The organism is Streptomyces xanthophaeus (assembly GCF_030440515.1).
GTDB lineage: Bacteria > Actinomycetota > Actinomycetes > Streptomycetales > Streptomycetaceae > Streptomyces > Streptomyces kutzneri.
Genome location: NZ_CP076543.1, coordinates 7,352,936 through 7,374,421 on the forward strand (window position 1 = coordinate 7,352,936; position 21,486 = coordinate 7,374,421).

At 73.6% G+C, this 21,486-nt stretch carries 23 protein-coding genes; 10 read left to right on the plus strand and 13 right to left on the minus strand.

Annotated elements, in window-relative coordinates; genetic code table 11:
* Positions 1 to 31 precede the first annotated feature (31 nt).
* Complete coding sequence (locus KO717_RS32845; RefSeq protein ID WP_301373083.1) at positions 32 to 601, minus strand: TetR/AcrR family transcriptional regulator; 570 nt, start codon at positions 599 to 601, stop codon at positions 32 to 34.
* Positions 602 to 623: 22 nt separating this feature from the next.
* Positions 624 to 1,298, minus strand: coding sequence for a DedA family protein (locus KO717_RS32850; protein WP_301373084.1), 675 nt, complete (start codon positions 1,296 to 1,298; stop codon positions 624 to 626).
* Between the two features lie 111 nt (positions 1,299 to 1,409).
* On the opposite strand from KO717_RS32850, the gene KO717_RS32855 reads away from it, so the two are divergent.
* From KO717_RS32855 to KO717_RS32875, 5 genes are all read left to right on the plus strand, one after another.
* Positions 1,410 to 1,793 carry a BlaI/MecI/CopY family transcriptional regulator gene (locus tag KO717_RS32855; RefSeq protein ID WP_301373085.1) on the plus strand — a complete coding sequence of 128 codons (384 nt, stop codon included), beginning with the start codon at positions 1,410 to 1,412 and terminating at the stop codon, positions 1,791 to 1,793.
* Positions 1,790 to 2,767, plus strand: coding sequence for a M56 family metallopeptidase (locus tag KO717_RS32860; RefSeq protein ID WP_301373086.1), 978 nt, complete (start codon positions 1,790 to 1,792; stop codon positions 2,765 to 2,767). Before KO717_RS32855 ends, KO717_RS32860 begins: the two co-directional genes overlap by 4 nt.
* A gap of 137 nt (positions 2,768 to 2,904) precedes the next feature.
* Positions 2,905 to 3,285: a BlaI/MecI/CopY family transcriptional regulator gene (locus KO717_RS32865; RefSeq protein ID WP_301374903.1), complete on the plus strand. Its 381-nt coding sequence runs from the start codon at positions 2,905 to 2,907 to the stop codon at positions 3,283 to 3,285.
* Positions 3,282 to 4,229 carry a M56 family metallopeptidase gene (locus KO717_RS32870; RefSeq protein ID WP_301373087.1) on the plus strand — a complete coding sequence of 316 codons (948 nt, stop codon included), beginning with the start codon at positions 3,282 to 3,284 and terminating at the stop codon, positions 4,227 to 4,229. Before KO717_RS32865 ends, KO717_RS32870 begins: the two co-directional genes overlap by 4 nt.
* Before the next feature lie 211 nt (positions 4,230 to 4,440).
* On the plus strand, positions 4,441 to 4,914 hold the full coding sequence (locus KO717_RS32875) for a MarR family winged helix-turn-helix transcriptional regulator (RefSeq protein WP_301373088.1): 474 nt from the start codon (positions 4,441 to 4,443) through the stop codon (positions 4,912 to 4,914).
* Positions 4,915 to 5,142: 228 nt separating this feature from the next.
* On the opposite strand, the gene thpR is transcribed toward KO717_RS32875, so the two are convergent.
* From thpR to KO717_RS32905, 6 genes are all read right to left on the minus strand, one after another.
* A complete protein-coding gene (gene thpR / locus KO717_RS32880; RefSeq protein WP_301373089.1) occupies positions 5,143 to 5,727 on the minus strand; it encodes an RNA 2',3'-cyclic phosphodiesterase in 585 nt (194 codons plus the stop codon).
* Positions 5,728 to 5,791: 64 nt separating this feature from the next.
* Positions 5,792 to 7,090, minus strand: a complete 1,299-nt coding sequence (locus KO717_RS32885) for a vWA domain-containing protein (protein ID WP_301373090.1) — start codon at positions 7,088 to 7,090, stop codon at positions 5,792 to 5,794.
* A complete protein-coding gene (locus tag KO717_RS32890) occupies positions 7,087 to 8,352 on the minus strand; it encodes an AAA family ATPase (protein ID WP_301373091.1) in 1,266 nt (421 codons plus the stop codon). Before KO717_RS32890 ends, KO717_RS32885 begins: the two co-directional genes overlap by 4 nt.
* An 83-nt stretch (positions 8,353 to 8,435) precedes the next feature.
* Positions 8,436 to 9,878: a hypothetical protein gene (locus KO717_RS32895; RefSeq protein WP_301373092.1), complete on the minus strand. Its 1,443-nt coding sequence runs from the start codon at positions 9,876 to 9,878 to the stop codon at positions 8,436 to 8,438.
* Positions 9,879 to 9,954: 76 nt separating this feature from the next.
* Positions 9,955 to 11,316 carry an MFS transporter gene (locus KO717_RS32900; RefSeq protein WP_301373093.1) on the minus strand — a complete coding sequence of 454 codons (1,362 nt, stop codon included), beginning with the start codon at positions 11,314 to 11,316 and terminating at the stop codon, positions 9,955 to 9,957.
* Positions 11,317 to 11,441: 125 nt separating this feature from the next.
* Positions 11,442 to 12,320 (minus strand): LysR family transcriptional regulator, encoded by an 879-nt coding sequence (locus KO717_RS32905; protein WP_301373094.1) that lies wholly within the window; start codon positions 12,318 to 12,320, stop codon positions 11,442 to 11,444.
* Between the two features lie 79 nt (positions 12,321 to 12,399).
* Between KO717_RS32905 and KO717_RS32910 the strand changes: the two genes are divergently transcribed.
* Entirely contained in the window at positions 12,400 to 13,362 is a 963-nt protein-coding gene (locus KO717_RS32910) for an EamA family transporter (RefSeq protein ID WP_301373095.1), read from the plus strand.
* Here KO717_RS32910 and KO717_RS32915 read toward each other — a convergent pair.
* The 3 genes from KO717_RS32915 to KO717_RS32925 form a co-directional block, all read right to left on the minus strand.
* Entirely contained in the window at positions 13,281 to 13,676 is a 396-nt protein-coding gene (locus tag KO717_RS32915; RefSeq protein WP_301373096.1) for an ArsR/SmtB family transcription factor, read from the minus strand. The two genes, KO717_RS32910 and KO717_RS32915, sit on opposite strands and share 82 nt — an antisense overlap.
* A 95-nt stretch (positions 13,677 to 13,771) precedes the next feature.
* Entirely contained in the window at positions 13,772 to 14,608 is an 837-nt protein-coding gene (locus tag KO717_RS32920; RefSeq protein ID WP_301373097.1) for a CbtA family protein, read from the minus strand.
* A 12-nt stretch (positions 14,609 to 14,620) separates the two neighbouring features.
* Positions 14,621 to 14,848, minus strand: a complete 228-nt coding sequence (locus tag KO717_RS32925) for a CbtB domain-containing protein (protein ID WP_189733983.1) — start codon at positions 14,846 to 14,848, stop codon at positions 14,621 to 14,623.
* Between the two features lie 366 nt (positions 14,849 to 15,214).
* Here KO717_RS32925 and KO717_RS32930 point away from each other — a divergent pair, with 366 nt between their 5' ends.
* Both KO717_RS32930 and KO717_RS32935 read left to right on the plus strand, forming a co-directional pair.
* Positions 15,215 to 16,438: an MFS transporter gene (locus KO717_RS32930; RefSeq protein ID WP_301373098.1), complete on the plus strand. Its 1,224-nt coding sequence runs from the start codon at positions 15,215 to 15,217 to the stop codon at positions 16,436 to 16,438.
* 55 nt (positions 16,439 to 16,493) lie between these two features.
* Complete coding sequence (locus KO717_RS32935; protein WP_301373099.1) at positions 16,494 to 17,129, plus strand: alpha-ketoglutarate-dependent dioxygenase AlkB; 636 nt, start codon at positions 16,494 to 16,496, stop codon at positions 17,127 to 17,129.
* Positions 17,130 to 17,207: 78 nt separating this feature from the next.
* Here the strand turns inward: KO717_RS32935 and KO717_RS32940 are convergent, their stop codons facing one another.
* Both KO717_RS32940 and KO717_RS32945 read right to left on the minus strand, forming a co-directional pair.
* Positions 17,208 to 17,504, minus strand: coding sequence for a YkvA family protein (locus KO717_RS32940; RefSeq protein WP_301373100.1), 297 nt, complete (start codon positions 17,502 to 17,504; stop codon positions 17,208 to 17,210).
* Between the two features lie 55 nt (positions 17,505 to 17,559).
* Positions 17,560 to 18,024 carry a MarR family winged helix-turn-helix transcriptional regulator gene (locus tag KO717_RS32945; RefSeq protein WP_301373101.1) on the minus strand — a complete coding sequence of 155 codons (465 nt, stop codon included), beginning with the start codon at positions 18,022 to 18,024 and terminating at the stop codon, positions 17,560 to 17,562.
* Positions 18,025 to 18,145: 121 nt separating this feature from the next.
* Here KO717_RS32945 and KO717_RS32950 point away from each other — a divergent pair, with 121 nt between their 5' ends.
* Together KO717_RS32950 and KO717_RS32955 are read left to right on the plus strand one after the other, a co-directional pair.
* Entirely contained in the window at positions 18,146 to 18,709 is a 564-nt protein-coding gene (locus KO717_RS32950) for a DoxX family membrane protein (RefSeq protein WP_301373102.1), read from the plus strand.
* A gap of 177 nt (positions 18,710 to 18,886) precedes the next feature.
* Positions 18,887 to 21,442, plus strand: a complete 2,556-nt coding sequence (locus KO717_RS32955; protein WP_301373103.1) for a discoidin domain-containing protein — start codon at positions 18,887 to 18,889, stop codon at positions 21,440 to 21,442.
* Positions 21,443 to 21,486 lie beyond the last annotated feature (44 nt).

Below are 21,486 nucleotides of genomic sequence, written 5' to 3' on the forward strand. Positions count from 1 at the left end.
GTGCCTGGGGCCGGGACGGGCGCTGTTTCGGTCAGGGAGGGGTGAGCGCGCCCCACAGGAGCAGCGACACCAGCTCGTGGGCGGGCAGGGTTTCCGCAGGTCCGGACGGAGCGCCCGACAGGACCATCGACTGGAACACCCGGGCGAGGTGCTCCGGGGGCATTCTGAGGAGCTCACGCTCCGGTTCGAACAAGGCCGTGAGGGCTTGTCGGAGCGAGGCGAGCTCTTCCTCGTGCCGGGCGGGGCCGCCGGTGTTCTCCCCGGGCCCGGGGAGCCGGGTCCGGTTCAGGGGTATGGCATCGGCGAGCAGGAGTACGCGGGTTGCGTAGCTGCGCAGGTGTACGGCGGCCGAGGCCAGTCGGGCGTCGAGCGGCCGGGTCAGGTCGATCGCGTTGATGGCCGCCACCGCTTCGTCCGCCCTCAGGGCCTCGGCCGCACAGGCTTCGAACAGGGCGGTCTTGTCGGGGAACGCGGTGAAGACCGCCGCTGTCGGAACTCCCGCGGCCCGGGCCACCATCGAGGTGGTGACCGACATGCCGTGCCTCACGACCAGGGGCAGCGCTGCGGCGACGATCATCGCGTGACCGGGGTGCTCGGTCATCTCCCGTCCAGGGTGGCCAGGCTCACCGCGCACTTCCGTCCGGGGTGCGGGGGCCCCGCCGGCGGATCATCTCGACGGCCACCGGGGTGAGGGAGACGAGGACGACGAGGGCCACGATCGGCAGGAGGTAACGGTCGACGTCGGGCACGGAGGAGCCGAGGGCGTATCCGGCGAGGACGAGGCCCACGGTCCAGAGGAGCCCGCCCACGACCTGCCAGAGGGTGAAGACGCGGGCGGGTACGCCCAGGGCTCCGGCCAGGGGATTGAGCACGGTGCGCACCACCGGTACGAAGCGGGCCAGCACGACGGCCTTGGCGTGCCCGTAGCGGTGGAGGAGTTCCTCGGCGCGCTCGGCTCCGTCGTGGAGTTTCCGGCTCCGGCTACGGGCGAGCAGGGCGCGGCCCCCGCGTCGGCCGATCAGGTAGCCCACTTGCGCCCCCAGGAGCGCGCCGATCACGGCGAAGGCCAGTACCTGAGGCAGTGAGAGGTGGACGGGGCGGTTCCCGCCCGGCACGCAGAGCAGGCCCGCGGTGAACAGGAGGGAGTCGCCGGGCAGGAAGAACCCGACCAGGAGGCCGGTCTCGGCGAAGAGGACGACGGCGATGCCGAGCGCGCCGAATGCGGACAACAGGGATCCGGCGTCGAGCAGGTTCACGGCCTGTGGCACTGCCATGTCCATGTGGGCGGATAGGGCCATGGTGGACGGCTCCCCTGCTGGTGCGTGGACGGGGTGGTGACGACATCATCGACTACAGTTCTGTAGACGGTCTACGTCACTGTAGACGATTGTTGTGGTGAGGAGATTCCCATGGGGGACGCGCACGCGGAACGGCGGCCCGCCGGTGAGCTGGAGGCGAGTGTCCTGGCGGCACTGTGGGCGGCCGGAACTCCGCTGACGCCGGGGCGGGTGCAGGAGGCGCTCGGCTCCTCCCATGCCCGCACGACGGTGACGACGATCCTGTCCCGTCTGTACGAGAAGGGCGTGGTGACCCGCACCCGGTCCGGCCGCGGGTTCGCCTACCTGCCGACCGAGGACGCTTCGGGGCTCACCGCGCGCCGCATGCACGCGGAACTGGCCGGGACCGAGGACCGCGTGACCGTGCTGAGCCGCTTCGTCTCCCAGCTCAGCGACGAGGACGAGACGCTGCTGCGTGCTCTGCTGGAGGGCGACGGCGCCGGGGGTGTCGCGTGAACCGGCCGGGGTCGTTGCCGCTCCTGCTGCCACTTCTGCTGCCGCTCCTGCTGCCCTTCCTCGCCGGTCCGGTGGGCCGCGTGCTGGTCACGAGCCTCCCGCCGAGGCGGGCCGTCCGGCTGCTGGTCTGTTCGGCCGCCGGCCTCGCCGCGGGCAGCACCGCGGCCCTTACCCTGCTGGCCGTCCCCGGGGCCACGCACCTGCGGCAGGTGGCCGCGCTGGGCCACCTGCTCACACCACTGGCGTCAGGCTCGCCGGGCACGGCCGTCGCGATCAGTGCCGTGGCCGCCTCGCTGCTCGCCGCCGGCGGCGCCCTGCTGCTGCGCGACGCGCGCGGATGGTGGCGCCGGCTGCGGCAGGCGCGGGTGCTTGCCGCGGGCAGCCGCAGCGAGCTCGTGGTCCTGGAGGAGGAGCACCCCGACGCCTACGCGCTGCCGGGCCGCCCCGGCCGCGTCGTGATCACCTCAGGGATGCTGCACGCGCTGTCCGCGGCGGAACGCGAGGTCCTGCTCGCCCATGAGCGGGCCCATCTGAGAGGCCGTCACCACCTTCTGGTGGCGATCGTCGAGCTGGCCGCCCACTGCCATCCGGGGCTGCGTGCCGTGCGCGAGCCCCTGCGCTACGCCCTGGAGCGCACCGCGGACGAATACGCCGCGCAGGCGGTGGGCGACCGCCGCCTCGCGGCCCGGGCCATCGGCCGGGCCGCTCTGGCTGCCCGTACGTCCCCTTCCCGTACGTCCCCCGCCCGGTGCCGGCCCGGCTTCGCGCTGGCCGCCACGGCGGGCCCGGTGCCCCTGCGGGTCGCGGCCCTGCTTGGGCAGCCCGCGCGGACGCGTGTCCCCGGAGCCCCGCCCCGCCTGGCCGCGCTGACGCTGCTGGCCTGTCTGGCCGTGTCGGCCGGCGCGTCCTTCCAGGCGGCCGACGACCTGCACGCCGGCATCGAGATCGCGCAGGGCGAGACCGGCGAGGAATGACGGGGCCGGGTCCCGTCGGCGCATGGATGCGGGGCCCGATCCAGGCCCCCTGCCAGCCCCCCTACAGTTAGATAAGGCAAACCTATTTTATCGATGACCGGGTGCATGGCCCGGAGTGGCGGCAGGGCGGTGGCGGGATGGTGCAGGACGGCGGGGACGCAAGGCGTCCGCACGGTGAACTCGTCGCGGATGTGCTGGCGGTCCTGTGGGCGGCCGAGGGGCCGTTGACCCCGCAGCAGATCAACGCCGCGCTCGACCGGGACCTGGCCCGGACGACGGTGACGACGATCCTCACCCGCCTCTACGAGAAGGGGACGGTCGTGCGCACCCGCGAGGGCAGGGGCTTCGCCTACGCCGCCGCGGACGACGCCGCCGGACTGGCGGCCGGGCGCATGCGCCGCGAGCTGGAGCGGGAGCCGCAACGCGACCTCGTCCTGAAGCGGTTCGTCTCCTCGCTGTCCGGGGACGACGAGGAAGCCCTGAGGCGTCTGCTCCTGGAGTCCGGGGAAGGCGCATGACCCTGGTCCTGGCCGTGGTCGTGCTGGCCCTGCTGCTTCCCTGGGCAGCGGTGCCGGCCACCCGCCGGCTGGCCGATCTCCTGCCGCCGAGGGAGGCGTGCGCGGCGCTGACCGGAGCCGCTGTTCTGCTGGCCGGCGGCACCGTGGCAGCACTCATCGGCCTGTTCCACGTGCCGTTCCTCGTCTCCCTGGAGCAGATTCCTCTGTCGCGGGCGGCTGCCGAGTGGCCGACCACCGTGCCCGTCGCTGTGGTCGCCGGTGGGGTGCTGGCCTTCCAGGCGGTGCTGCTGGTCCGCCGCTGGTACGAGCGCCGCTCGCTGCTCGCCCGCGCCTGGTCGTCCACCGGCGGCGCGGTGCCCGACGGCGATCTTCTGGTCGTACCGGATGCCGAGCCGCAGGCCTTCGCGCTGCCGGGATGGCGGGGGCGCGGCGGCCGGGTCGTGGTGACGACGGGCATGCTCAAGATCCTCGGTCCGGCGGAGCGCGAGGTGCTGCTCGGCCACGAGCGGGCCCATCTGACGGGCCGCCACCACCTGTGGTCCGTCACCGCCTACCTGGCGGCCGCGGTGCACCCCGCCCTGCGGTCCCTGCGCGCGGCGCTCGACTTCCACCTGGAGCGGTGGGCGGACGAGTCGGCGGCCTCGTCGGTGGGCGACCGGCGGCTGGCGGCGACCGCGATCGCACGCGCGGCGCTGGCCGCCGCGTCCGCCGAGAAGGCGGGCAAGGGCGGTGGCCCCCTGCTGTCGGTGAGTACCGGGCCGGTCCCGCAGCGGGTCGAAGCCCTGCTGCGGCCCGTGCCGGTCCGGCCGCAGGCACGCAGGACACAGGCGGCAGCGGCGGGCCTGATGACGGCGGTGGCGGTCTCCGCGCTGCTGGGACTGGCGCTGGCGTACGGTCTGCACGAGTACGTGGAGCTCGCCGCCGCAAACGTACGGAGTCGCTGAACCGCCGAGCGACGACGTCGATGTAGACCGATCGCCTCAGGTGCACGTAAGCTCAGCCTGGATTTACTTCACCTACCTCTACGGGCCCGGAGCGCCGTGTGGTCCCGGAGCCGGAAGTGCTCCGTACCCGGCGCGCAGTGTGCCGTGGGCGACGTCGTCCGCGTGTCCCGGGCCGGAGGCGACATCCCCCTTCCCGGCGATTGGACGCGACGTGTACGACAGGGGGAGCGGGTCGTCGAGTCCCTCCGAGCAGACCGTGCATCTCCTGGCGGCGGCGGGCGAGGCCGTGGACGCGTTGACCGCCGAGCGTTTGCGCGCGAGCGGGTCGAGCCCCTTGCACCGGTCGGTTCTCACGACGCTCGCCGAATGGGGGCCGCACGCCCGGCGCGATCTCGCCGCCCGGATGGACGTGCCACTGGCAGACATCTCGCGGGTGATCGGTGATCTCCTGGCGCAGGGCCTGGTGCAGGACATGGTCGTCACCATCGGCGGGCGCCACGAGGTGGTGACGCTCACCCCGACCGGTACGGCGGCACTGACGGCGATGCAGGGCGACATGGACGCGGTGCAGGACGTCCTGCTGGCGTCCCTCACGAAGGGTGAGCGCGCCCAGCTCCACTACCTGCTCCGGCGGGTGTGCGCGACGGCCGCCCGTCTCGGCGCGGCGCCCTCGGCTTCGTCCTAGGCCTGTCCGCAAGGTCCCGCCTGCCCCGCGACGTCCGGCACCGCACCTCATCCCCCGGACTCCGTCCGGAGGGACCAGCAGGTGGTCGGGCGCGCCCATCGGCGGTCGGCGCTGCTGTGCGGACACGTTCTGGGGGTGTCTTGCCGGCCGGGCAGGTATCCGTCCGCGCGATTCGGCGCCGCATCGGTGAGGACGGCACCGCGTCCCTCCGCACGGCCCGTGCCGGTGTCAGCCGTCGCCCTCGAAAGGCCACGACTGGATGTCCCGGTAGTGGATGGGACCGGGGCCGCGGCCGGTGTTGCTCCCGACGAGGTGGAGGCGCCGGGCCTCCCACGGGCGGCCGGTGAACGCGTCGAGCCCGGTGGCGGCCTCCACCGCACTGGTGGTGTCGTGGCGGCGCGAGCGGGCCAGCGTCAGATGCGGGCGCAGGGGCCGCCCGTGGAACGGGATGCCGCGGTCGGTGACCGCGGCGCGCACCTCGGCGGCGAGCACGTGCAGCCCTTCGATGTCTCCGTCGATCCCGGTCCACAGGACCCGCTCGTCGAAGTGCCCGCCGCCGCGCAGTGCGAGCCGCAGCGGCCGCCGGGCCGCGGCGAGCTCCGCGAGCGGCGGCCGCAGCAGTTCGACGGAGGTGACCGGGAGCTCGCCGAGGAAGGCCAGGGTGATGTGCCAGTCCTCGATGCGGTTCCAGCGCATGCGCGGGTACGCGGCGTAAGCCGGCTGCAGCCGCTGCTCCAGCTCTTCCTTCGCGTCGTCGGGCGGGGCCAGCGCTATGAACACGCGGACGGTCGCTGCCTGGGTCTTTTCGTTCACGAGGTCTTCGTATCCTGTCCGGGCACGTTCCGTCATCTTCTGCCCGGCGGGGCGCAGGCGCAGGTCAGTGGGTGCCGGGGGACCCGATGGTCACCACGCGGGCCCAGGCGGGCGGGGAGTTCGGTACGTGGTCGGGGTTGTCCTCGCGCCAACCGCTCCGCCGGTTCCGGGGGAAGAGACCCACCACCGTGCGGCAGGGCGGTCGCGTGGCCGGCCAGGCCGTCTGTCCGTCCGTCAGGACCACGATCACGTCGGGCCGGGGTCCCGTGCCGAGGGCCTTGGCGAATCCCGTGCGCAGATCCGTACCCCCGCCGCCCAGCAACGGGATGCCCTCACCGCTGCACAGCGGGTGCACGATCCGGGCCGCCGCGTCGCACGGCACCACGCTGACCATGTCGCTACGGCCGCCCACGGCACGGGCGATCGCGGCGACCTCCAGCAGCGCACTGCCCAGTTCGGCGTCGCTGACCGAACCCGAGGTGTCGATGACCACGCAGACCCGGGGCGGTCTGCGCCGCAGGCTCGGGAGTACGGCGCCGGGCACCGCGGCCGAGCGCCGGGAGGGCCGGGCGTAGCTGTAGTCCTCGCCCGCGCCCGCACCGGAGGCCGCCGACCGTACCGCCGCACCCAGCAACTCCCGCCAGGGCTGCGGAGGGTGGAATGCCTCCTCCGCCCATCGCCGCCATCCCGCGGGCGTGCTTCCCGGACGGCCGGTGATCCCCTGCGCCACCCGGAACCGCACCGCGTCCTGCTCCTGTGCGCTGAGGCCGTGCGCGCCGTCCGGCCCCAGGTCCCATACGCGTTCCAGGCCGTCGGCGCCGCTGCCGCAGTCCAGCCAGACCAGCTCCTGCGTGCTCGGTCCGAGCCTGAACTGCCGCAGGTAGTCCTCCATGAGCTCGCCCGCGGGCAGGCCCAAGTACTCCGGTGTCAGCGCCCCTTCGGGACGTACCAGTCCCTCGCCGTACACGTCGTCGTTGATCTCGCAGTCCGCGGCGATGTTCATCCGCAGCCGTTCGCCCGGCCCGGTCAGTCCGCGTTCCCGGGCGACCCGGTCACCGCGCCCGTGGTGGTCGCGCAGCAGATGGGACACCTCATGGACCCAGACCCCGGCGAGCTCCTCCACCGGTGTCCGGTCCACGAACCCGGGCGAGACGTAGCACCGCCAGTGCCGGTCGACGGCCATCGTCGGCACCTGCCGGGATTCCACGGTGTGCAGGGCGAACAGCGCCGTCGCCAGGTAGGGCCGCACCCGGGCGGCGTGCAGCCGGGCCGCGAAGAGCTTGTCGACGTCCAGCGCCCCGGCCCGCCGTGTCCCCGCCGGGTGCTCCTGCGCCCGCCCTGTCCCCGTCGCCTGTGCACTCATCGGCCGGCCCCCACGGGTTCCCCGGTCCGGGCCGCCGCCCGCTCCTGCGACAGGTCCGCCCGCCGGGACAGGGTCACCACTCCGGCAAGCCGTTCGATCGACTCCGGTACGTCCCAGTCCTCCTGGCGCAGCGCGGCGAGGGTCGTCGCGGGAACGACCACCAGGTCGGGGGCCCCGGTCTCCAGCGCCCGGACCAGGAGCGCCCACGCCGCGTCCCAGCGGGACCTGTCCGGGCGCCTGCGGACCGCGTCCACCACGCCGTCGAGCGTGGCCTGGCGCCGATCCCCCCGCTCGGGCAGGTCGGCGCGCGCCGGGTCGGCGAGCAGTTCCTCGGGGTCCGGGAGGTCCATCCGGTCCAGTGCGGCCAGCAGCTCCAGCCCCGGACCGTCCCCCACCGTGCCCCTGACCAGTATGGAGAGCACTTCCCTGGACGAGTCGGCCGCGTGCGCGAAGGCGAGCAGACGTACCGTCATGTCCCAGCTGCGGGGCGACGGCCACGCACCGCCCCGGCGGGTCTCGGTGCTGGGCAGCCGGTGCACGAGCGCGGGGCGGGTGGTGAGGAGCCCGCACACCGCCCGGCGGGCGTGGTCCACGGCCGCCGGCAGTCTCCCGGCGTCCAGGCGCGGCAGCGCCGCCCGGGGCCAGGTCCCGCCGAGCCCGCGGACCACCACGTCGTGGTCGTGGGTCCACTGGAGATGGACGAACCGGTTGGCCAGGGGAGGGCTCAGCTCCCAGCCGTCGGCCGCCGAGCCCCGCGGGTTGGCGGCGGCCACGATCCGTACGCCGGGCGGCAGTTGGAGCGAGCCGATCCGGCGTTCCAGCACGAGACGGAGCAGGGCGGCCTGGACGGCGGGCGGAGCCGTGGACAGCTCGTCCAGGAACAGCAGCCCGCGCCCGGCCCGTACGAGGCGCACGGCCCAGTCCGGCGGGGCCATCGGGACACCCTGCTCGGCGGGATCGTCCCCGACGATGGGCAGGCCGGAGAAGTCGGACGGCTCGTGCACGCTGGCGATCACCGTGGTCAGGGGCAGGTCAAGGGTCTCGGCGAGCTGTGTCAGGGCCGCGGTCTTGCCGATGCCGGGCTCACCCCACAGGAGCACCGGCAGGTCGGCGGCCACGGCCAGGGTCAGGGCCGCCAGCTGGTCGTCGGGGCGCGGTTCGGTGGTGGTGTCGCGCAGCAGGGCCAGCAGTCGCTCGGCGACGTCGAGCTGGTCGAGCGGGGAAGAGGCGCCGGTAGCTGTGAACGGGGTGTGCGAGGGCATGAGTGATCACCTGTGGGTTCGTGAGGAATGGACGTCCGGGGGACCGGGGTAAAGGGAAAGGAGGAGGGCGGAGGGCCCGGGCGTCAGTGGGCGTGTGCCTGGCGCGGGTGGAGCCGGTGCTCCCGTGGACGGGATGCGCGCGGATGCATCCGGCCGGGGCCGGGTCCGGCCAGGCCCGCCCGGAACAGCCCGTAGGTGAGCCGCCGTAGCGCGGCCGCTTCCAGCTCGTCCCGCAGGGCCCCGGCGCGCAGCAGGGCGTCGGGGCCGAGCAGCCCTTCCACCACGGCCAGCGCCCCGGCGATGTCGCCGTGGTCCAGGCGTTCGCGGACCCCGGTGAGGCAGTCCGGCCGACGGTGCGCCGCGTCGATGGCCTGCAGGCAGGGCAGTGGCGTGCCGGTCAGCGCGGAGAGCAGTTCCTCCCGGCGGATCTCGGCAGGGTCGTGGTCCAGTGCGGCCAGCACCCCGTCGACCAGGCCGATACGGTGCCGGGCGCCCCGGCACTCGACGAGTCGGGGCTGCCCCGCACGGTCCGCGTCCGCGTCCGTGGCGCCGGCCGGTCCGGCCGGCCCGCGGTCCGGTACCAGGGCCGAGGCGACCAGCGGATGCAGCCGCCCGGCCTCGATGGATCCGGAGCGGATCAGGTCCAGGTCGGGCAGGGTCCAGACCGCCGCGTCGGGCAGGATCGGCAGCGCGGAGGCGCTGCCGTCGGCCGGCGCCGCCCCGATCCGCGCCACGGGCGGCCCCGGGCCGTCCGAGGCCAGGTCCAGCACCAGCCGGTGCCGGGCCCCCAGCCGTACGGCGACGCCGCCGGCGGTCCGGCCCTCGGCGCGGAGCAGGATCCCGGCCTCGGCGGCCCACCTGCCGACGGCGCACCGGTGCCCGTCCGGGACCACCGCCAGGAGCTCGGCGTCCGGCGCGGGAAGGCCCTCGGCGGGCGGCCGGTCGGCCCCGGACCGGACCCGCAGCTCGTCGGTCCTGCGGACGTCCCACAGATGGCGGTGCAGGTCGAGGCGGAACCGGCGGTCGGGACGGAGCCCGCGGCGTGGGTCCCCCCAAGTGCCGTGCCCGGAGCGGGATCCGTCCCACAGGGCGAGGCTGATCCGCTGACCGCCGTCCGCCCACGCCGGCGGAGTCCTGGCCACGAGGTGTACGGGGCGTTCGGGGTCTGCGGGGCGCGCGGCATGCGGTTCGCCGGGTGCGGTCGTGTCGTACCGGGCCAGGGAAACGGTCAGCCCGGGGCGCAGCAGTCCGTCGGGAGCGATGCGCGGCATGTGCCAGCGCAACAGGTCGGGTGCCAGGTGGCGAAGATCGGCCCGGATCCGGGCCGCGAGGTCGTGGCCGCGCGAGCGCGCCAGGAAACGGAGATCGAGATCGACGTCGATGCCCGCGGCGGCGCAGGCCCCGGCCCAGTCCCCGGCGGAGCGGCGGGCGGTCGCAGTCTCGATCATGGACGCCGGCACGGCGTACTCGCGTACGCGGAGCCAGAGGGAGAGGCGGGAATCCCCGTGCACGTTCTCGGTGGGCATCAGCGCTCACCTTGCGTGGACGGGACCCCCGATCTGTGAACGGAGTGAGTGGTCATCGCGGTGATCGTAGCGCCACTCAGTACGACCGGCCAGGTGTTTTCCCGGGCCAGCGGTGGTGGTGCCGGTCGATGACGTAGTGGTGCCCGTGCCGCCAACCGCCCCTGGCCGGACGGGCGTCGGCGAGGTGCGGGTGACCGGGCGGGAGGTCCGGGTGCACGTGGTCCAGCCGGTACGGGTCCCGGGCCGGCCAGATCACGGCCGCGGCCGTGGCGGCGCTCAGCGCCACGGCGCCCAGGATCAGGACGGTCAGCGGAAGCCCCGCCCCCGCGGCGAGCCACCCGGCCACCGGGTAGGTGAGCAGCCAGCAGCCGTGGGAGAGGGAGAAGCGGGCGGCGAACGCGGCGGGCAGGTCCGTGTCGGCGGTGGAGCGGCGGATCACCCGGCCGCCCGGAGTCAGGACGGCGGAACAGGCGGCGCCGATCGCGGCCCAGACGGCCAGGAGCGCGGGCCAGGACCACGGGCGCGGGCCGGTCGCGCCGATCGCGGCCCCGGCCGCCAGGGCCACCGGGAGGGTGAAGGCGGCACGGAGCATCACCGCGCGGTCGGTGGAGCGTTGCAGGAGGCGGGGCAGGAGCAGCGCGGTCAGCATGGACCCGGCGCCGTACGCCCCGAGGGCGAGCGGCACGGCGCCCGCCGGGCGGTCGAGGTGGCCGCGCACCAGGGAGACGGTGTCGACGAGGACGACGGCCCCGGCGGCGGCGACCGCGAGGTCGAGTGCGAGCAGGGCCCGCAGCCGGGGCGTGGCCCGGAAGAGGTGCGTGCCGAAGGCGGCCCGGGTACGGACGCCGCCGGTCCGCTCGACCGGGGCGGGTCCGGGCAGCGCCGTCGCGACGATGAGCGCGGCGGAGGCGAGGAAGCCGACGGCCGTGCCGGCGAACAGCCAGTCGTAGGAGACCAGGCTCAGCAGTGCCGTGGCCAGGACCGGACTGAACAGGCTCTCCAGGTCGTAGGCGAGCCGGGTCATCGACAGGGCCCGGGTGTAGTCGCGTTCGGCGGGCAGGATCGCGGGGACGGTAGCCTGGAAGGTCGGGGTGAAGGCCGCCGACGCCGCCTGGAGCAGGAAGATCAGGACGTGGATCTGCCAGATCTCGGTGACGAACGGAAGGGCCACGGCCGCACCGGCGCGGGTCAGGTCCATGGACGTCATCAGGGCGCGGCGGGGAATCCGGTCGGCGATCGCGCCGATCACCGGGGCGATCGTGACGTAGGCGATCATCTTGATCGCGAGGGCGGTACCGAGGACCGCCGAGGCGCGCTCGCCCGCGAGTTCGTAGGCGAGCAGGCTCAGTGCGACGGTGGCCAGGCCGGTCCCGACCAGGGCGATGACCTGGGCGGTGAACAGGCGGCGATAGCCGGCGTTGCGCAGTACGGACAGCACGGTCCCCGTCCCGGTCGGCGGATCGATGACAGCACGTCGGATTCGGTCGGATTCAGCGTAGTCAACATGTGCGCACCTGTGCACCCGTTGTGCGCCGTTCCGGGCGGCCTACGGTTCCGGGCGGCCTACGCCTGGACGTGGCCGTCGAGGGCGGTGAGGAAGGCGGTCGCCGCCGGGGTGCCGCCGCTCCGGCTCCAGACGGCGTACTCGACGCGGGCCGGGGCGTCGGTCACCTCGACGGTCGCCACGCCGGTGAGCCGGGGCGCGTAGGCGGAGGGGAGCATGGCGACGGCGAGGCCCGGTCCCACGAGGCGGGTGATGTAGTCGGCGCTCGTGACCTCGAAGGCGACGTCACGGGTGAGACCGGCGGCCGAGAAGGCCAGGTCGGACTGGATCCGTCCGGCCGTTCCGGCCGGCAGGTCCACGAACACCTCGCGGGAGAGCCTGCGCAGGCCGACCGCCGGTTCGGCGGCGAGCGGATGGTCCGGCGCGACCACGGCGACGAGCCGGTCCCGGGCGAGTTCGCGGGCGGCGACACCCTGGGGCCGGGCGGTGGTCGGCAGCCCCAGGAAGGCCACGTCGAGGACCCCGTCCCGGACCTGCTCGACCAGGTCCTCGCTCGCGCCCACCCGCAGGCTGACGCGCACGTGGGGATACCGCCGGCGGAAGTCGTGCAGCGCCCCCGGGATGTCGACCGCGGCGACGGTCGGGATCAGCCCGACCGCGAGCCGCCCGCGTACCTCCCCGACGGCCGCCGCGACCTCGGCGGCCGCCCGCTCGGCGGCGTCCAGACACTGACGGGCGGCCGGGAGGAACGCCTCACCGGCCGGTGTCAGCCGCACCCGGCGGCTGGTGCGCTCGAAGAGCCGTGCGCCGAGTTCCCGTTCCAGGCGCGCGATCTGGTGGCTGAGGGCGGACTGGACGACCAGGCACCGTTCGGCGGCCCGGGTGAAGCTGTTCGTCTCGGCGACGGCGAGGACGTAGCGCATCTGCTGGAGCTCCATCGATCCATCGTGGATCACGATCGATGGGCTGACAAACATGTGTTGGACTCATCGATCGGGCCCGATGAGACTCCGAGGCATGACAAGTCCAGCCGCACAGGCGGCCCGTGGGAACCTGCCGCGCACCCTCCTGACCGCGCTCGCCCCCCTGACGTGGGGCACGGTCTACATCGTCACCACCGAGCTGCTGCCGCCGGGACACCCCCTGTTCGCTGGCCTGCTACGGGCGTTACCCGCCGGCCTGATCGCTCTCGCGCTCACCCGGACACCGCTCCGGGGAGCCTGGTGGGGGAGGGTCGCGGTGCTCGGCACGCTGAACATCGGACTCCTGTTCCCCCTGCTGTTCATCGCGGCCGAACGCCTGCCCGGTGGGGTGGCCGCCACCTTGACGGCGGCCATGCCCCTCATGGTCGCCGTCCTGGCCGTGACCGTCCTCCACGAGAGTCTCTCCGCCCGGCGCCTGGCCTGGGGTGTGATCGGCGTCGTGGGCATCGCAGGGGTGGTGATCGGCCCGGACGCGGCGTTCGACACCGTGGGCATCGCGGCGGGCCTGTCCGCCGCGGCCGCACTGGCACTCGGGGTGACGCTCACCAAGCGCTGGGGGCGGCCCCCCGGCATGGGCCCCACCGCATTCGCCGGATGGCAGCTCACGGCCGGCGGCCTGTTCCTGATCCCCGTCACCTTCCTCGCCGAAGGCCCACCGCCCGCCATCGGCCCGACCGCCGCCCTCGGTTACCTCTGGCTCTCCCTGGTCTGCGGCCTGGCCACCTTCGTCCTGTGGTTCCAGGGCATCGGCAGCCTCCCCGTCACCTCCGCCGCGGTGCTCGGCCTGCTCTCGCCGCTGGTCGCCGCAGTGCTCGGGGCCGTCCTGCTCGGCCAGACGCTCGGCCCGGTACAACTCGGGGGCTTCGCGCTCGCGCTCGCCGCGATCGTGGCGGGACAGCTTCCGGCGCGAGGTGTTCAGTCGTGCGGCGGGAGGGAACCGAGCTGGTGGTCGGCGGCGTTCAGGGCCTCGTCCACCAGCCGCCGCAGATGCCCGTGACCCAGGGCGTAGACGACCCGGCGGCCGTCCTTGCGGGTGGTGACCAGCCCGGCCAGACGCAGCTTGGCGAGGTGCTGGCTGACGGAGGGGCGGGCGGCCCCGCACGCCTCGGTGAGGGTGGTGACATCGGCCTCGCCCCGGCCGAGGCGTTCCATGAGCGCCAGGCGGGTGCGGTCGGCGAGCAGGGCGAGCACGGACGCGGCGGCCTCCAGCCGGTCGCCCCGCTCAGGGGTGCCCGGCGCGCCCGGGATGTCCGGTGGGTCCTGCGCGATCTGCGCATCGTGTGCACCTGCCGGATGTCTGCCCGCACTCATGCGCACATCGTAGGGCGCCGCCACGCGCACGTGCCCGGGCCCCGCCACCCCCCACAGGGGTCGGCGGGGCCCGGGCACAGGCGGCGCGTTCGGTATCAGCCGAGCGCGGGCGCCTCCTGCTGAGCCGGAGCCGTCGCTTCCGCGCCGTCGGCGCGCGCGGCGAGGAGCCGCTGGGCGAGGACGCCGAAGACGACGGCGAACACGGCCCACAGGACGAGCTGGACGGCCAGCGAGGCCACCCGGAACTCCCACAGCAGAGCTGCGGGGAAACCGGGCTGGACGGCGTCGCTGTTGTCCGGCAGGAACACGAACGCCAGGGCGGCGGCGACGATGAAGCCGGCCCCCGCGGTCAGCGTCGCGTTCCAGTTGCCCAGGCGCGGTGCCAGCCGCCGCCCGAGGATGATCGCGCCGATGCCCAGCAGCACGCTGAGCAGGATCATCAGGAAGAACAGCGTGGTGCGCTGACCGATCGTGTCCGGGTTGCCGACCGCCGGCGGGGTCGCCGGGTACTTCAGGAACGGCACCAGATAGACCGTGGCGAAGGCACCCGCCGCGGTGAGTGCCGCCGTGGCCCGCGGGCTGAACCCGCCGACACGGCCGAGGGCGAACGAGAACGCGAGCGAGGCTATGCCGCCCAGCGCGACCCCGTAGACCAGGACGCCGGTGGCCAGGCCGAAGGTCGACTGAACCGGTCGGCTGACCAGTTCTTCCTCCTCCTCGGTGGCCTCGCCCGACGCGGCGTCACCGCCGTGCCCGGCGTGCGCGCTCGGGGCGCCCGCGGCGTCATGAGCGGCCTGGGCCTCTTCCACGGCGATGGAACCCCGTACCGGCGGCTCACCGACCACGTAGGCGACCGCGAAGGCGAACAGCCCCGCGATCAGGCCCGCGAGCATGCCGCGGACCAGCAGTCCTCTGACGGTGGAGGCGTACATGTGCGTGGCCTCTCAGTGGCAGGGGAAGCCGAGCAGATGACGACCGTCGTGCACCCACTCGTGCACGCCTTCACCGGCGAACACGGCCGTGGCGCCCTGTTCGGCGCCGACGAAGTACAGCGCGACGAGCATCAGGAGACCGACGAAGAGCGCCCAGGGCAGCACCGCGCGCACAGGCAGCGGAGCCGACAGGGAGCCGGCGGGGGTGGATACGGCAGCGGAAGCGAGAGCCTCGGCCATGATGGAACCTCCTCGGGGAACAACGCGTCCCATACGGTGGTGCAGGACGACGGTCCTCGGGTCTGACTCGCCGCGACGCCATCGTGGAGATGTCGCCGCAGCACACAGTGGCGCGACCATGCCGGATTCACACCGGGCTTCCGTCTCGCCGTCGTCGCTATGTGGAAATGTCGCCGTGACGGTACCGCGCGCAGCGCCTGCGGCCAAGACCGTGAGTTTCTGATCACACGCCTACGCTGCGGTAATGCGAATCCGATGCGGCCCGCGGGACCCGAAGTGTCCGTCAACTGGACCTGCAGACTGCTAGAATGACCGCGTTGGCCTTCGGTGTGCGTGCCCCCGTGCATGTGTCCGGAGGCTTTTTTCATGCCTTCACACCGATCCGCCACCAGCCCTGCCCTGCCTCCGGCCACCGCCACCACCGGCTACCGCGCCCTGCTCCGCAACAAGGAGTTCAGCGGCCTGTACGTCAGCTTCACCCTCACCGTCGCCGCGAGCACTTTGTCCGGATTCGCGCTCGGCACCCTGGTCAACCACCGGACCGGTTCCCCGTTCCTGACGGCCGTGAGCATGTACGGCGCCACGTTCGCGACGGTGCTCGGCGCGCTGACGCTGATGTCCGTCGCGGACGGCAAGCGGCCCCGCCGGACCCTCCTCCTGCTCCAACTCGTCACGCTGGTGGGCGTCGCCGCCCAGGCGGTCCCGGGGCTGCCGCTCACAGCCCGGTTCGCCCTGCTGCTGACGCTGGGCTTCTTCCAGTCCCTCGGCACCGGCACCCGGCTGGGGCTGCTCGCCGAGGTCGTGCCCGGCTCCGCCTACGCGCCCGCCCGTTCGCTGATGAACATCACCTCGGGCTGCACGGCGATCGCCGGCTACGCCGTCGGCGCCGTACTGCTGCGCCACCTGAGCCCGTACGGGGTCTTCGCCGTGGCCGCGGCCCTGACCGCCCTCGGGACGGCCGTGGTGGCCGCCACCGTCCGGGAACACTCGATCCGGCTCACCCGCCGGCCCGGCCTGCGCCGGACCTGGACGGCGAACGCCGAGCTGTTCGCCCACCCCCGCCGCCGGACGCTGCTGCTGAACCTGTGGGTCCCCAACGGTCTGATCGTCGGCTGCGAAGCCCTGTTCCTGTCCTACGACCCCGGCCGGGCGGGCACGCTCCTCGCCGCCGCTTCGGCGGGCATGCTCCTCGGGGACCTGACCGTCGGCCGGCTGCTCACCGCCGACCGGCGACGCCGCCTCGCCTTCGCCCTGCGGCTGCTGCTCGCCGCCCCCTTCCTGCTGTTCGCCGTCCACCCGCCCGTCCCGGTCGCAGCCGTGGCGGTGTTCCTCGCCGGTGTCGGATTCGCGGCCACCCTGCCCCTCCAGGAGCAGCTCCTCGAACAGACCCCCGAGGCCGTCCGCGGCCAGGTCCAGGGAGTCGAGTCGGCGGGCCGGATGACCTGGCAGGGCATCGGCGCCGCCCTCGCCGGCGGCCTGGCCCAGTACGTCGCCCCGGGCACCGCGATCGCCGTCGTCGCCGGGGTCTCCGTGGCCGTCACCCTGCTGTGCCGGCCGTCGCGCCGCACGCAGCCGGAAGGGGCGGCGTGACGGCCGCCGCCAGTTATTCGAGCATATGTTCGGTAGCTGGGGTTAGGCTGGATCCATGCACGCAGTCCAGGGCCTTCAGGGTTCCCTCTTCGACCAGGGTGACGAGATCCGGCTCGGGCCCCTCGGCGGCATGCGGCGGACCGACCTCGGGGCAGGGGCCTGGGTCGATCACCTGCCCGGCTGGCTGAGCGGCGCCGACGCGCTCTTCGAGCGGCTGGCCGCCGACGTGCCGTGGCAGGCCGAGCGGCGGCAGATGTACGAGCGGGAGGTGGACGTGCCCCGGCTGCTCGCGTTCTACGCCGCGGACGAGCCCCTGCCCCACGCCTCGCTCACGGAGGCCCGCGAGGTGCTGACCGCCCACTACGCCGCCGAGCTCGGCGAGCCCTTCACCACCGCGGGCCTGTGCCTGTACCGCGACGGCCGCGACAGCGTCGCCTGGCACGGCGACCGGACCGGCCGCTCCCGGACGGAGGACACCATGGTGGCCATCGTCTCCGTCGGCGATCCGCGCGATCTCGCCTTCCGCCCCCGCGACGGTGGTGCCACCCTGCTGCGGCTGCCCCTGGGGCACGGCGATCTCGTGGTCATGGGTGGCTCCTGCCAGCGGACCATGGAGCACGCCGTGCCCAAGTCGGCGCGGGCCGTCGGCCCTCGTATCAGCATCCAGTTCCGGCCCCACGGCGTCCGCTGACCGGGCGTGGAGTTCCTGGCGGAGGCCGACGAGCCGGGCTCCGGCCCGGGCGGCTTCCTCGTCGTCGCCCCGGACGGCTCAGGCGGTGGCGCCGGGCTCCTTCGGGGAGCGGACGGCCCCGGCCGCCGCGTGCAGCGAGCGCAGCGCCAGCAGCAGGATCCCGATGTCGTCCAGGTACACCGGGTCCGGAATCAGGTCCACGGGCGAGACGGTGTAGATCACCGCGGCCCAGAACAGGGCCTTGTCGTGCAGTGGGATCCCCGCGTCGACCAGCAGGCGCCGGGCCGCGAAGACCCGTACGAGCAGCACGGCCGCGGCGATCGCGAGCCCCACCGCGACCACCGTGCCCAGGGCGAGCCAGACCTTTCCGTCCATGGCGGCCCTATACCCCGATATCGGGCCGCGCTACCCCGCGGGCGGCCGGATCCATTCAGACGCCCTCTCCGCGCAGCCTGCGGCCGACCTCGCCCAGCCCGTCGGCGAGCGCGTCGAGCTGGGCGGGGGTGAGGACGTCGACGAGGATCTCCCGGACCGTCGCCACGTGTCCGGGGGCGGCCTCCTCCAGCTTGGCGCTGCCGGCGTCCGTGAGGACGGCGAAGACGCCGCGCACGTCGGAGGGGCAGCTGCGGCGGCGGACCAGGCCGGCCTTCTCCATCTGGGTGACCTGGTAGGTCAGCCCGCTCTTGGAATTGATCAGCCCGTTGGCGAGCTCGGTCATCCTCAGCTCACGCCCGGGCGCCGCGGCGAGCCGTACGAGGATCTCGTACTGGGGGTGCGAGAGCCCGGCCTCGTCCTTGAGCTGTTGGTCGAGACGGCGGTTCACCAGGGCCGACGCGGCGAGGAACCCGCTCCAGGCGCGCATCTCGCGGTCGTCCAGCCATCTCGGTTCAGCCATGGCCCCAGACTACACGGGTTGTTCCAATTTGAATCAATGGTTAGGGTCGGGGTAGCGGTTCGAATTTGAACAACTCTCTCCTGCCTCCCCACGGGCCGCCCGACCGGAAGGACCCCCCCCGATGACCAGCCCCTCCGTCACCGCGACGAAGCCGCAGGCCGCCGCCCCGGCCGCACGCCCCGAGCCCTCCGCCCTCTCCACCCCGGGCCACGACACCGGCCTGCTCCTCCTGCGCCTGGTCCTCGGCCTGACCATGGCGGCGCACGGCTCGCAGAAGCTCTTCGGCTGGTTCGGCGGCGGCGGCATCAGCGGCACCGGCCAGTTCTTCACCGCCAGCGGCTACCCCGCGGGCGATGCCATGGCGGTCCTCGCCGGCCTCACCGAGACCCTCGGCGGGCTCGGCCTCGCCCTCGGACTGCTCACCCCGCTCGCCGGGGCCGCCATCGTCGGCACCCTGATCAACGCGATCGCGGTCCACGGCGCCGGCGCCTTCTTCGCCCCGAAGGGCATCGAGTACGAGCTGCTCCTGACCGCGGGCGCCGCGGCCCTCGCCCTCACCGGCCCCGGACGGTACGCCGCCGACCGCTTCCTGCCCGTCCTGCGGAACCACCGCCTCGCGTACGGCGCCCTCGCCGTCACCCTCGGCGTGGTCCTCGCCGCCGTCCTCCTCCTCGTACGCGACTAGCACCCCCCGGAACGACGACGGGCCGGTGGACGCCGGGCGGGCCGCTACGGCCCGCCCGGCGTCGGCGTATTCCGACCGGCCATACGGATTTGCGCCAACTCTCTTTGACTTCAGGTGAGTTATTGCTGTGCTCACCTATGTTCTACGGGGCACATCAGTTCGCCCCAGGAGGTCAGATTGCAGTCCAGGCGCTTCCTCGCCTTTCACCGCGCGATACGCCGTTCCCATCTGCTCATCGCTCTCGGCCTCGGCTCCCTGCTGATCGGTCTGACCCCGTGGTTCGTGGTCACGAGCACCGCAGCGGCCGGCCGCGCACCGGCGCCCCGTCCCGCGCCCGTGCCCTTCGACCAGCAGACGGCGAAACAGTCGCCGCACCACGGCATCGTCCCCGCGAACGCGATGGAGCCGACGGCTCCGATCCTCGACCGGACCGGATGGACGGCCACGGCGAGCGACCAGGAGACCGGCGCCGAGAACGGCCGCGCGGCCAACGTCCTCGACGGGAACACCGCCACCATCTGGCACAGCAAGTACGCGCCCACCCCCACCCCGCTGCCGCACGTCATCACCGTCGACATGCACCGCACGGCGGTCGTCTCCGCCCTCGTCTACCGTCCCCGCACCGACGGGCCCAACGGGCGCGTCGGTGAGTACAGCATCAGCCTCAGCGGCGACGGACTGAACTGGGCGACCCCGGTCGCCACCGGCACGCTCGCGGACGACGTCAGCCCCAAGACCCTCGGATTCGCCCCCCAGGGCGCCCGGTTCGTCCGGCTCACCGCGCTCAGCGAGGCGGGCAACCGCGGATCCTGGTCCTCCGCCGCCGAGATCGACCTGCTGGGCGACCCCGGAACCCCGGCCGCCACCATCGACCTGTCCCGCGCCGGATGGACGGCCACGGCGAGCGACGAGGAGACCGGCGCCGAGAACGGACGCGCGGCCAACGTCCTCGACGGCAAGGACAACACCCTCTGGCACAGCAAGTACGCCCCCACCCCCACCCCGCTTCCGCACAGCATCACCATCGACATGCACCGCACCGAGGTCGTCTCCGCCCTCGTCTACCATCCCCGCTCCACAGGGCCCAACGGGCGCGTGGGCGCCTACTCCGTCGCCACCAGCACCGACGGCGTCACCTTCGGCACACCGGTGGCCTCCGGCACCTGGCGGGACGACGACACCGTCAAGACCGCCACCTTCACCCGCGCCGCGTCGGCCCGCTTCGTCCGGCTGACCGCGACCAGCGAGGCCGGCGGCCGCGGACAGTGGACCTCCGCCGGTGAGATCCGCCTGAGCGGTCCCTCCAGCCCGGCCGTCCACGGCTCCTGGGGCCGGATCACCGGCTTCCCGCTGGTGCCGGTGGCCACCGCCGCCCTGCCCGGCGACAAGCTGCTGGCCTGGTCCGCGTACGCCGTCGACCGCTTCGGCGGCAGCAACGGCTACACGCAGACCGCGATCCTGGACCTGAAGACGGGCAAGGTCACCCAGCGCCGCATCGACAACACCGGACACGACATGTTCTGTCCCGGCATAGCCATGCTCGCCGACGGCCGGGTGCTGGTCACCGGCGGCAGCAACGCGGAGAAGGCGAGCATCTACGACCCGGCCACCGACAACTGGTCCGCCACCACGAGCATGAACATCGCCCGCGGCTACCAGGCCATGACCCTGCTCTCCACCGGCGAGGCCTTCGTCCTCGGCGGCTCCTGGAGCGGATCCACGGGCACCGACAAGGCCGGAGAAGTCTGGTCCCCGGCCACCAGCACCTGGCGCAGCCTGCCCGGAGTCCCCGCCGCCCCGGCGCTCACGGCCGACCCGGCCGGACCCTACCGCGCCGACAACCACATGTGGCTGCACGCCACTTCGGGTGGCAAGGTGCTGCAACTGGGCCCGAGCAAGCAGATGAACTGGATCTCCACCAGCGGGCAGGGCAGCATCACCGCCGCCGGCACCCGGGCCGACAGCCAGGACGCCATGACCGGCAACGCCGTCGCCTACGACATCGGCAAACTGCTCACCCTGGGCGGCTCGCCCGCCTACCAGGACACCCCGGCCACCCAGCGCGCCTACACCGTGGGCATCTCGGGCAGCCAGGTCCAGGCCGCCCGCACGGGTGACATGGAGCATGCCCGCGCCTTCAGCAACAGCGTGGTCCTGCCCGACGGCAAGGTGGCCGTCTTCGGCGGTCAGGCCTATCCGGTGCCCTTCAGCGACGCCACCTCCGTCCTGACCCCCGAACTGTGGGACCCGGCGACCGGCGCCTTCACCCCGCTCGCCACCATGGCCGTTCCGCGCAACTACCACAGCGTGGCCAACCTGCTGCCCGACGGACGGATCTTCTCCGGCGGCGGCGGTCTGTGCGGCGACTGCGCGACCAACCACGCCGACGGGGCGATCTTCACCCCGCCGTACCTGCTCAACGCGGACGGAACCCCGAAGCCGCGTCCCGCCATCACCGCGGGCGTGCCCCCCAGGGCGGCCCCGGGCGCCTCGCTCACGGTCAGCACCCAGGGCCCGGTGGCGTCCTTCGTCCTGATGCGGGCCGCCGCCGCGACCCACTCCACCGACAACGACCAGCGCCGGGTCCCCGTGGTGTCCACCGCGGCCGGAGGCGGCACGTACACGGTGTCGATACCCGCCGACACCGGTGTGGTCCTGCCGGGGACCTACATGCTCTTCGCCCTCGACGCCCAGGGCGTACCGAGCATCGGTCAGTTCGTCACGATCTCCTGACCCCGACCCCATGAGCGATGTCCGGGGCCTGAGCTGATTGGCCC